10 protein-coding genes are annotated in these 10,918 nt (G+C 74.8%); 2 read left to right on the top strand and 8 right to left on the bottom strand.

The annotated features are described in order from the left end of the window. The 3 genes from ACILRH_RS11600 to ACILRH_RS11590 all read right to left on the bottom strand — a co-directional run bounded on the left by ACILRH_RS11600 (window position 1) and on the right by ACILRH_RS11590 (window position 5,921). Window positions 1-972, bottom strand: a complete 972-nt coding sequence (locus tag ACILRH_RS11600; RefSeq protein WP_395693419.1) for a TerC family protein — start codon at window positions 970-972, stop codon at window positions 1-3. A 195-nt stretch (window positions 973-1,167) separates the two neighbouring features. Further along, a complete protein-coding gene (locus ACILRH_RS11595; RefSeq protein ID WP_395693417.1) occupies window positions 1,168-2,043 on the bottom strand; it encodes a DUF6671 family protein in 876 nt (291 codons plus the stop codon). Next, window positions 2,040-5,921, bottom strand: coding sequence for a putative inorganic carbon transporter subunit DabA (locus tag ACILRH_RS11590; RefSeq protein WP_395693415.1), 3,882 nt, complete (start codon window positions 5,919-5,921; stop codon window positions 2,040-2,042). The genes ACILRH_RS11595 and ACILRH_RS11590 overlap by 4 nt, the downstream gene beginning before the upstream one ends. 87 nt (window positions 5,922-6,008) lie before the next feature. Here ACILRH_RS11590 and ACILRH_RS11585 point away from each other — a divergent pair, with 87 nt between their 5' ends. Then, entirely contained in the window at window positions 6,009-6,293 is a 285-nt protein-coding gene (locus ACILRH_RS11585) for a helix-turn-helix transcriptional regulator (protein WP_395693413.1), read from the top strand. Between the two features lie 187 nt (window positions 6,294-6,480). Here ACILRH_RS11585 and ACILRH_RS11580 read toward each other — a convergent pair whose 3' ends face one another. The 5 genes from ACILRH_RS11580 to ACILRH_RS11560 all read right to left on the bottom strand — a co-directional run bounded on the left by ACILRH_RS11580 (window position 6,481) and on the right by ACILRH_RS11560 (window position 9,673). Then, window positions 6,481-7,641, bottom strand: coding sequence for an alpha-hydroxy-acid oxidizing protein (locus ACILRH_RS11580; protein WP_395693411.1), 1,161 nt, complete (start codon window positions 7,639-7,641; stop codon window positions 6,481-6,483). 30 nt (window positions 7,642-7,671) lie between these two features. Continuing rightward, complete coding sequence (locus tag ACILRH_RS11575; RefSeq protein ID WP_395693409.1) at window positions 7,672-8,340, bottom strand: hypothetical protein; 669 nt, start codon at window positions 8,338-8,340, stop codon at window positions 7,672-7,674. Between the two features lie 95 nt (window positions 8,341-8,435). Continuing rightward, the gene (locus ACILRH_RS11570; protein WP_395693407.1) at window positions 8,436-8,660 is read right to left on the bottom strand and encodes a hypothetical protein; all 225 of its coding nucleotides are present in this window, start codon (window positions 8,658-8,660) and stop codon (window positions 8,436-8,438) included. 132 nt (window positions 8,661-8,792) lie between these two features. Then, window positions 8,793-9,092: a DUF2249 domain-containing protein gene (locus ACILRH_RS11565; RefSeq protein ID WP_395693405.1), complete on the bottom strand. Its 300-nt coding sequence runs from the start codon at window positions 9,090-9,092 to the stop codon at window positions 8,793-8,795. 209 nt (window positions 9,093-9,301) lie between these two features. Beyond that, window positions 9,302-9,673 carry a hypothetical protein gene (locus ACILRH_RS11560; RefSeq protein WP_395693403.1) on the bottom strand — a complete coding sequence of 124 codons (372 nt, stop codon included), beginning with the start codon at window positions 9,671-9,673 and terminating at the stop codon, window positions 9,302-9,304. A 36-nt stretch (window positions 9,674-9,709) separates the two neighbouring features. Here ACILRH_RS11560 and ACILRH_RS11555 point away from each other — a divergent pair, with 36 nt between their 5' ends. Further along, on the top strand, window positions 9,710-10,876 hold the full coding sequence (locus ACILRH_RS11555; protein WP_395693401.1) for a glycosyltransferase 87 family protein: 1,167 nt from the start codon (window positions 9,710-9,712) through the stop codon (window positions 10,874-10,876). Window positions 10,877-10,918 lie beyond the last annotated feature (42 nt).

Raw genomic sequence — 10,918 nt, 5'->3', positions numbered from 1 at the left:
TCAGACCGGCGTCCGCTCCTCGACGCCGTCGGGCTGGGTCTGGTCGGGATCGTCCGTGGGCGCCGTCCCGCGGGTCCGGACCAGGCTCGCGACCACGGCGGTGACCAGGAACAGGCTGATCAGGCCGAGCGAGAGCGCGGTCGGGACCTTGACCACGTCGAGGAGCAGCATCTTCACCCCGACGAGCACGAGGATGGCCGCGAGCCCGACCTTGAGGTAGACGAAGCGGTGCATCAGGTCGGCGAGCAGGAAGTACATCGCCCGCAGCCCCAGGATCGCGAAGGCGTTGCTGGTGAACACCAGGAACGGCTCCTGCGTGACCGCGAGGATGGCCGGGATCGAGTCGACGGCGAAGACCACGTCGGTGACCTCCACCAGCACCAGCACCACGAACAGGGGAGTCGCCACCCAGCGGGTCCCCTGCCGCACCCAGAACCGCTGGCCGGCGTACTCGTCGGTGGTCGGCAGGACCCGGCGGACCAGGCGGAACGTCCGGCTCCTGGTCGGGTCGGGGTGCTGGTCATGCTGGCGGAGCATCTTGATCCCCGTGAGCACCAGGAACGCGCCGAAGACATAGAGCACCCAGTGGAACCGGTCCAGCAGGGCGACCCCGCCGGCGATGAAGGCGGCCCGCATCACCAGCGCCCCGAGCACACCGTAGAAGAGCACCCGGTGCTGGAAGGCGGGCGGCACCGCGAAGGCGGAGAAGATCAGCGCGAAGACGAAGACGTTGTCGACCGCCAGGCTCTTCTCGATGAGGTAGCCGGAGAAGTACTCGCCTCCGGCGCCGGCGCCCCAGACCGCCCACACCACGCCGCCGAAGGCGAGGCCGAGGGCGACCCAGACGGCGCTCCAGGCCGCCGCCTCCCGCACGGACACGACGTGCGCCTTGCGGTGCGCGAGCAGGTCGACGGCGAGCATGCCGACGATGACGGCCAGGACAGCGCCCCAGGCCCACAGTGGTACGTCCACGACACATCCTCCGGTCCGGGACTGCCGTAGGCAGTCCGTCTCCGGGGGTCTCGCCCGCCGCAGGAGCGACCTGGCCACCGGGCCCGCTCGGGCGGGCCGTACTGACGATGGACCAGCGGGGACTACTCCCCTCCACTAATGAAGGATGATTCCGGTATCCACGGACCCATGTCAAGTCGCGAGATCGTGCGCATGTCACGGATTGCAGTGCGAGCACCGGCCCGGGTCGGCGGGCCGACCGACCGCGGTCTCCACGCGGAGCTCGCACGCCGGGCACGAGTCCACGCGGGCGAGCGGCTCGGCGGTCGGCCGGGCACACCAGGCGCACGGCGCGCCCGGGACCGTGCCGTTCCGCCCGAAGCCGGGCGACCCGCAGGAGACGCACCGGGTCCGCAGGCGTACGGCGAGGTCGCGCGCCGCCCCCAGGAGCACGGGGTGTCGCCGGGGGCACACGTGTGCGCGCAGGTCGGTCTCCACCCGCGCCCGCCCGGTGCCGGACGCCGCCACGGCCAGCTCGACGGCGCCTCCCAGGTCGTCCGCCCGCTCGATCCCCTTGGTGACCCCGATGCCGCGGCCGGCGGCCACCGGGTCGTCGGGCCGGACCACCAGCCGCTGTCCCGACCCGGCCAGCAGCTCGCCGAGCGCGCGCACGTCCTCCGGGTCCTCCGCCACCCACGACCCGGCCCAGGGTGCCGGTGCCTCGGCGCGACCGACGACGACCAGGTCGGTGCGCACGTCGACGAGGACCACCTGCTCGACCTGGTGGGTCACGAAACCGACGACGGGGTGCGGAGCGAAGGACCCCTCCGAGGCCAGCCCCACCGGGTGCCCGGCGACGCGGACCCCGCACCGGGCCTTGGCGACCGCAGTCTCGACGGCGGTCCCGGTGCGGGTGACGTCACCGGTGAAGGTGCCGAACGCGTCCGTGTCCACCGGGACCGTCCGCAGCCGCAGGCCACCAGGGCCCCCGAGGGCCCGGGCGAGCAACGGTGTCTTGCGGTGCCGGGTCGCGACGGCGGCGAGGGCGCCTCGGTGGGGGTGCCCGGACGGCAGCAGCGCCGCCGCGGTCACGCGCGCTGTCGCCGCGACGGCTCGGCGTCCCCGGTCGGGAGTCCTGGGACGACGCACGGCTGCCACTGCAGGTTGCGGTCGAGCTCCACCGGCTCGCCGGTCGGCGGCAGCGAGACCAGCTGCATCCACCCGTTGCCGACCGCCTGGTGCAGCGCCGCGTGCCGCTCGACGACCTCGGACACCCGACGCGGGTCGGCCGTCACGACCACGAGGTGGCGCACCGGCAGGTGGCGCAGGTGACTGGTGTCGCCGCCCGCGGCCACGGGATCGTGGCTCGCGACCGCCTGCCACGGCAGCCCGCAGCGGATGTCGCCGTGGGCGCCGGTGAGCACGCCGACGTCACCGACGACGTTGTGGGTCGTCTTGTCGCCGGCGCCGAGCAGCTCCGGTGCGGACGCGGAGAAGTAGTACTGCGAGCTGATCCACTGGGTGACCACCACGGGGCCGGTCATGATCTGCTCGAGCAGCGAGCCGTCGGCGTCCAGCTCCGGCTCGTAGGAGTGCAGGAACGCCGTCCCGCCGAGGTCGAGCGGAGCGGTGAGCTCTCGCGGACCGACGACGAGCGCCATGTTGCCGGCCAGTCCCCACTCCGGCATCGGCTCGGCCCAGTCAGCGGCGCGCTGCTCCAGCGGGTGCAGGCGCCGGCCGCGGCCGGAGGTGGGCAGCGCCAGCCCGCGCTCCGCGGCCGCGTCGGCACCCGCCTGCGCCAGCTCCGCGGCGACCCGGTCGAGCCGGGCGGCGGCCTCCGCCGACTCGGTCGTGCGGTCGCGCAGCAGGACGACCCGGTCGGTCGTCGTGTCGTGCGCAGCCGCCACGACCAGGGTCGAGGCGGGCACGGCGACCCCGCGCTCGGCGAGGGCGGCCCGCACCTGAGGGTCGTTGAGCGCGTCCGCCACCAGCGTCGCGTTCACCGCGCCGCTGTTGCCGCCGCAGGCGCCGCAGTCATAGGCCGACGCGAACGCGTTGTTCTCGGTGCTCGACCGGTGGCCGACCAGGACGACCGTCCCGGTCGGCTGCTCGGCGAGCCCGGTCGAGCGCAGCAGCTGCTCGGCGGCGTCGACGGCCAGGGCGTGCGGGAGCCGTTCGACCACCGGGCGGCGGGTGCTGGTCGGAGCGGACGCCGAGCCCCACGACCTCCAGCGAGCGGGGACGAGGCTCGCGGCGACGATGCCGGCCAACGCCGGCGCCCCACTCATCTCCGCCCACCCGAAGGCGGCGGCCGGCGTCGACCCGGTGCGCGCGAGCAGCCGGCGCAGGGCGGCGCCAGGTGGCAGCGGGGACGCCGCCTCGGCGACGTCGGTGGCGGGGCGCAGGATGCCCGGGCAGAGGTCGGCCGCGTGCCCGTCGGCGTCGAGGTGGCGGACCGGGGCGCCGAAGAACCCGGCGTACCCGAAGGTCGCGTGCCCGTCGTGCCGCTCGAGGTGCCGGCGGACCCGCTCGGACCGCGCGTCGATGCACCACACCGAGGACACCGCAGGAGCAGGCTGCGACGTGGACCCGGCGCGACCGGCCGCCGAGCCCGTGAGCCCGCGCAGCAGCCCGTCGCGGGCGCTCAGGTCGAGGCCGCGCTGCCACACGCTGACCAGGTGGGCCGTCGTCGCGGCGTCGGGTGCCGGTCGCAGGACCGGTGGGGTGCGACGGGCCCCCCGGCTGAGCGCGGCCTCCGCGAGCACGACGTCGAGCGCCATGTGCAGCGCCACGAGCTGCAGGAGCGGCGTCGGGCGACCGGTCGTGCGGGCCCGCCACGAGGCGTGGGCCGCCCAGCCACGACCGGCGGCGAGCACCGAGGTCAGGTAGGTGTAGAGGTCCTGGTCGCCGACGATCCGCTCCACGCGGGGCCACAGCGCCGCGACCGCGAGCGCGGGGTCGGCCGGGAGCTCCCGCGCCAGGGTGTCGGTGCCCGCGACACCCCAGGTGAGGCCTGCGAGCCGGTGGCTCATCGAGGAGCGCCAGAGCGTCCACGGGTCGCTGTCCGACTCCCCGTCCGGTGTCGTCGTCGACCAGGCGCGGGCGGTCCAGGCCGCCAGCTGGAGGTCGAGGACCTCGGCCGGGGCGGGACCGGTCGCGGGGACCAGGTGGTCACAGGCACGTGCCCGCAGGGGTGCCGCGTCGGGTTCTCCGGTCGCGATGGCGCGGGTGAACTCCACCAGGTCGGCCGGGCTGATGCCCGACAGCGGTCCCGGTGCGGCACTGCCGAGCCGCGGGACGCCGGGGCGGCTGGGTCCCGTCGGGTCGTGCTCGGCGAGCGAGCGGCGCAGGGCGTGGTCGGGGACCACGCCGCGGGAGTGGAGGTCGAGGAAGGTGTGCAGCCGCGGCCGGGGGTCCCGCCCGTGCAGGAGCCGGACGGTGGCGGCCGCGTCCTCGACGGCGAGCTTCTCCAGGGGCGCGAGCGGGTTCGCAGCGACCATGGATCGCAGCGGCCAGGCCGGGCCGACGGTGCCGGCGGCCAGTGCGACGACGGTGCCGAGCTGGCCGGCGGGCAGGCCGCCGAGCAGGGTCGCGGGCTCGGTGGGGGTGACGTCCAGGGACCCCTTCGCCCTGGCGCCGGGGGGCAGCAGGGAGGCGGCCACCGCGGTCGGGACGGCACCGCTGCTGACCGGGGAGAGTCGCGCTGCGCCCAGGCCCAGTGCGACGACGAGCAGCGCTGCCGGCAGGGCGACGTACCCCGGTGCGGGACCGTCGGTCCCGGTGTCGAACCAGGTGCCGGTGAGCGCTTCGGCGGCGGCGACCCAGCCCAGGTAGGCCGCCGGGACGAGTGCGGCCGCGACCGTGAGGGCGAGCCGCGTCGTGGCCGGGTTGCGCTCCAGGCGGAGCGCCTCGCGGACGCCCACCCCCGCGACGGCGGCCGCGAGCACGGCCGGGAGGACCAGGCCGGCGGCGTCTCGTCCGACGGATCCGGCGGCCACGACCACGGCCGCCACCAGGCAGACGGCGACGCAGGTGGCCAGGACCTGCCCGGCCGCGTCTCGCGCGACTGCCCGGGTGGCGAGCCGCTGGCGCTCGACCGAGCCGCCGGCCCGCAGGAACAGCCAGGCCTTCCAGCAGCCGTGTCCCAGCACGTGCAGCAGCGCCGCGGCCGGGAGCGCGAGCCCGAGCTGGACCGCCACCAGGCCCATCTGGGCCGTGGTCGACGCGGCGAGCCGCCCCTTGACGTCCGGGCGCAGCCGCATGGTGACCAGGCCGACGCCCACGGAGACCAGGCCGACGACCAGGAGGAGCAGCAGGGCCGCGCGGCTCGCGCCGAGCAGCGGCCAGAAGAGCAGTCCGAGCATCGCGCCACCGTTCACGACTCCCGCGTGCAGGAGGGCGGAGACCGGGGAGGGCGCCTCGGCGGTCTCGGGCAGCCAGCGGTGGGCCGGCACCAGCGCGGAGCGCACCACGACGGCGACCGCCACCGCCACGCCGACGACGCCGTCCGGCGCCCCGGCGTACCAGCCGAGGACGGCCAGCCAGAGGGCCAGGTCACTCGCGGCGAGCCGGACGCCGACGACCCGGGAGGCCCGGCGGGCACGGGGGTCGTCGCGGTGGGCCACGAGGGCGGCGGTCGCCGTCCCGCTGACCGTCCAGCCGATCGCGGCGACGACGAGCTCCTCGGCCGTCACCATCAGCAGCAGGCCGAGGACCGTCGCGACGAGGAGGGCGGCGAACCGGCCCGGCCGCGGCTGGCCGCGCAGGTTCGTCGCGGCATAGGTGGCCACGAGCCACCCGAGGAGGGCGACGTAGACCATCAGGACGACACGCAGTGCGTCCGGGCCCCCGTCGACGGCGGGAGGAAGCTCGACGCGGGTGGCGACGAGGCCGGTGACGAGGGCGGCGAGTGCGACGGCGAGGCCCGCGAGGGTGGCGAGCGACCGGCGGGCGGCGACCAGTGGGTTCATGTGAATCATCAAACATGAAATTGAATACATGTGTCTAGATTCGTACGTTGGTGATCTCGACCACTCCGGCTGGGCTAGATTGCCGCCATGGCGACCGGTGCCGCTCACGGCTGGACCTTCCTGAGCAACCACGGACACGTGCTGGTGGCGCTCAGCCGTGACCCGGACGCCCGGGTCCGGGAGATCGCGGAGGTCGTGGGGATCACCGAGCGGGCTGCGCACGCGATCCTCCGGGACCTGGAGGACGCGGGCTACGTCACCAAGGAGAAGGTCGGGCGGCGCAACGCCTACGGCCTGCACACCGACCTGCGGCTGCGGCACCCCGCCGAGGCGGACACGGCCGTGCGCGACCTGCTGGCGATCTTCAAGTAGCGCCGCGGACCGCGGCGCCGGGCAGTAGACAGCCCGCCGGATCGGCTGGGGGAGGCGACGACGGCGGGCTGTCCACCACACGGTCCCGCGACCGCGGTGCCCGCGGGAGAGCCGAACCGCCCGCCGGCCCCGAGTCCGCGGTCCCGGGGCGGCTGGTACGGATGTACCAGCCGCCCGGTGTTGCCGGTCAGCAGCGCACGAGGACCTCACGGCCGAGCTCGGCGAGGCTCGCGTAGCCGTTCAGACCCATGGTCAGGTCGGCCTCGGCGAGCAGGCAGCGCACCACGAACTCGATGCCGGCCGCCCCGCCGAGGACCGCGCCGTAGCCGTAGGGACGGCCGATGCCCACGGCCGTCGCGCCGAGCGCGAGGGCCTTGACCACGTCGGCGCCCGAGCGCACGCCCGAGTCGAACAGCACCGGCATCCCCTCCGCGGCGTCGACGACCGCGGGCAGCAGGTCCAGGGCCGGCGCGCTCGCGGCCTGGCGGCCCCCGTGGTTGGAGCAGTAGATGCCGTCGACCCCGCCGTCCTTCGCGCGACGGACGTCGTCGGGGTGGCAGATCCCCTTGAGCAGCAGCGGCAGGTCGGTCAGCCCGCGCAGCCAGGCCAGGTCGTCCCACGACAGCCCGGGGTTGCCGAAGGTGAACGCCCACGCCATCGTCGCAGCCCCCGGGTCCTCCTCGGGCGGCGCCGCCAGCTTCGAGCGGAAGACCGGGTCGGAGAAGTAGTTGGCCAGGCAGTAGCCGCGCAGCTGCGGGAAGGTGGCGTGCTGGAGGTCGCGGGGTCGGTAGCCCAGCGTCCAGGTGTCCAGGGTGACGACGATGCCCTGGAAGCCGGCAGCCTCGGCGCGACGCACGAAGCTCTCGGCCAGCTCGCGGTCGTTCGGCGTGTAGAGCTGGAAGAAGCCGGGCGTGTCCCCCAGCGCCGCGGCGACCTCCTCCAGGGGGTCCTGCATCAGCGTCGAGGCGACCATCGGGATCCCGGTGGCGGCCGACGCCGCGGCCGCCGCGACGTCGCCGTGCTCGTCGTCGGTCATCACCCCCAGGACCCCGATCGGTGCCAGGAAGACCGGTGCGGGGAGGGCGTGTCCGAACAGCTCCAGACCGAGGTCGCGCTCCGCGGCCCCAGCCAGCATCCGCGGGAGGATGCCCCAGCGCCCGAACGCCTCGACGTTCGACCGCTGGGTGTGCTCGTCGCCTGCGCCTCCCGCGACGTAGTCCCACAGGCGGGGCTCCATCTTCTCCCGTGCCGCGGCCTCGAGACCCGCGAAGGTGAGGGGGTACGGCGGCAGGCCACCTGCCAGGCCGGCGAAGTAGAGGTCCAGCTGGAAGTCGGCGAAGTTGGCCATGCGGGTATCCAACCGCACGGGCCCTCGTCGCTACATGATGTTGATCGCCCGGGCGATGACGAGCCCGGCGATCACCAGCGAGATCGCCGACTCCGCGACGAGCCAGAGCTTGGACCAGTGCCGGATCGCGGACACGTCGGTGGGACTGAAGGCGGTGGCGGTGTTGAACGACAGCGCCAGGTAGTCGACGAACTGGGGGTACCAGCCGGCTGCGACGAGCTCCTCGAGGTTCTGCTCGGGGAAGTGGAAGGCCGCGGGCCTGCGGCTGGTCCCGTGCGCGCGGGCGACGGGACCACCGGAGTCCAGGTGCCAGTACCACAGGGCGAAGGCGATGACGTTGGTCGCCCAGACCGCCGCCCCGAGGCTGAGCAGCTGGCCGGCCGAGTCGAACTCGGCCTTGTCGAGGACGCCGCGCACGAGCCGGACCGCAGAGACGATCGTGGAGAGCGTGATCAGCACGATCATCGCGCCGGTCGTCACCCGCAGCCAGGGTCGCTCCCGGTCGATCCGGCCGGGGTCACCGACGACGAGCAGTCCCAGGAGGAGCAGCAGCACCACGGGGTAGGCGATGCGCGTCACCGCGTCGATCGTGAAGTCGGCCGGGACGAGCAGGTCCAGGCCCACGGCGGCGAGGACGGCCAGCGCCATGGGGAGGCGCCGTTCCCCCTCGCGCTCCACGGCCCTCGTCGTCTCAGCCACGGCCGTCGTCCTCGTGCACGCGACCCAGCCTGGCAGCCCGGGCGCGGGCGTGGGGGACTTTCGGACCGGTCGGCCGCCGTACTCGCGCCCCGCGGTCAGACGGTCGCGCTCATGAAGTCGCCGCAGCCCGGGCACTCGGCGAGCAGACGGTGGTCCGGCCCGAGGCGGGGCAGGCCGCGGAAGAGGGTGAACCCGCAGCTGGCGCACAGCAGGTCGAGGTCGCCGTAGCTGAAGAAGTAGGAGTCGAGCCGGCCGTGAGCGAACAGCGCGACCTCACCGGCTGTCGGTGGGTTCGACCGGACCATGGTGAAGCTGCTCACGGATCCATGATCAGCGCCGGGGGAGGCGGTGAGGAGAGCCGTAGGTCCCGGCTGGTCCTCGCTGGGCGGGACAGGGTCCTGTGACTCCGGTCCCACTCGGGCGCCCGCGGACGGACCGGGGAGCAGGGTCGTTCAGACCCGGACCAGGGAGAGGCGCCAGCAGCTCGGGCACGCGGCGATGGAGCGCAGCTGGACCTGGGTCGCGAGCATCGGCCCGAGGGCGAGCTGCATGCGCGGGAGCGGGTTGTGGCGTGTGATGATCGTCAGCCCCTCCCCGGGGGCGAGGGCCTCCAGGGCGGCGGTGATCGCCGGGCACCGCTGGTCCAGCGGGATGCCGCGCACGTCGAGCTCGGGGAATCCGGCGGCCACGTCGGAGGACGCGGTGCATGCGCTGAAGGCGGCGGAGCTGCCGGCGTCCTGCTGGGTGGTCATGTCGACTCCTGTCCTCGGCCGCCCACCGCGGTGGGCGGCACGTGTTCCGGCGAAGTCGACCTTGCCCCGAGCCTCTTCGTCGCGAGCTGCGCACCGCTGGCGAGCGCCCGAGCCGCCTCGTCGTCCCACGGTGACCGGTCTCCGCGGCGACGGGGGAGGGACCGACGTCCCGACCAGGGAGGACCTAGGGCTCCGGCGCCAAGCCTGGCTCACCGGTGGGCGCCGTCCTCGGCCGGTCCGCGGACGAACCCGGCGGCCCGCATCCCGAGGTAGACGCCCCAGCCGATCACGGCGATCGCGGTGAAGACCGCGGCAGCGGTGAGCGTGAGCACGGCCAGCGCGACGGCCGCGGCGTGGCCGCCGCCCGAGTCGTCGCGCAGGGCCAGCGCCGAGATCAGCCCGCCGAGGACGGCCAGGGCGACACCGGTCCAGAGGAAGTAGCGAAGCCGCAGCCGGGCCTCGACCGTGCGGTGGTCCATGTCGGTCTCCTCGCGCCGCGCGGGCTCCACGGCGTCCTTGCGCACGCAACCTACCCCCGCGGCCCGCTGCGCGGACGCGTTCGCGGCGGCGATGGGGGTCACGGTGGCGATCCGGCAGGCGGGTGGGAGCATCGTCTCGTGGGCGCGCTGAGGGAGCGGGCGGTCGCGACGGTCCGGCGTGTGGGCGCCGAGCGGGTCGTGCTGACGACGTACCTCGCCTTCACCCTCTGGGTCCTGGTCGACCCGAGCCGGGAGACCCAGAGGGAGTGGGCGACGGTCGCGGCGATCGGGTACGCCGCCGCTCTCCTCGGGCTGTCGGTGGGGCTCGGCGCGCGCCGCTCCTGCCTGGTGGCGGCCGTCGGGTCGGTGCTGGTGCCGACCCTCGTGCTGGTCGCCCGCGGCATGGGGCAGCCGGAGGTCCGGGTCGTGCACACCGGTGCGCTGCAGCTGCTCGCGGCAGGGAGCCCCTACCTCCCGGATCCCTCCTCGGTCTACGACTACCGCCCCTACCTGCCGGCGCTCTACCTCTTCGGCGCGGTGCCGGCGACCGGCGGCGACCTGCGGCTGCCGGCCCTCGCCCTGCTGGTGGCTGCGCTGGTCGCGGTGCGGGTGTGGTCACGACGGGTGCCCGAGGGCCCGGTCGACCACGCGGCCGCGCTGGACACCCGGCTGGCGCTGCTGGTCGCCTGTCCGCTCGTCGCGGCGGCGATCGCGGTCAGCGGGATCGACGTGCCGCAGGCCGCGCTCACGGTGCTGGCGGTCGCGCTGGTCGCCCGGCACCGCTACACCGCCAGCGCCGTCGCGATCGGCCTCACGATGGCGATGAAGCCCACCGGGCTCTGCGCGGCCTTCGTGCTCGCCGTCTGCATCTACCGCCGCGACGGGCTCGCGGCGTCCCTGCGGTTCGGCGCGGTGACGCTGGCGACCACGCTGGTCGCGGTGCTGCCGGTCGCCCGGGTGGACCCACGGGGGATGTGGGACAACGTCGTCGAGTTCCCCGCCGGCGCCTCCCTGGTGCAGTCGCCGGCCTCCTCGCCGCTGCCCGGCGTCCTGCTGCGGCTCGCCGGCCTGCCGTCCTGGGCGTCCGCGCTGCTCGTCGTCACCGCGGCCCTCGCCTTCGGTGCCTGGTGCGTGCTGCGGTCGTCGCCGGAGGTGACCTGGGCGGCGTCGCGGATCGCGCTCGGCCTCTGCCTCGCCTTCCTGCTGGTCCCCTACAGCCGGGTCGGCTACTTCCTCATCCCGGTGCTGGTGTTCTTCCCGTTCCGGTGGGCCGGCGCCGGCAGTCGCACCCCCGCCCCCGCGTAGGCCCGGGCGGCCTCCCGGGGGTGGATGAATCCCCGGTCAGCC

Origin of the sequence: Nocardioides sp. (genome assembly GCF_044226765.1) — a bacterium.
Classification (GTDB): Bacteria; Actinomycetota; Actinomycetes; order Propionibacteriales; family Nocardioidaceae; genus Nocardioides.
This window is presented reverse-complemented; position numbering and strand designations above follow the sequence as displayed.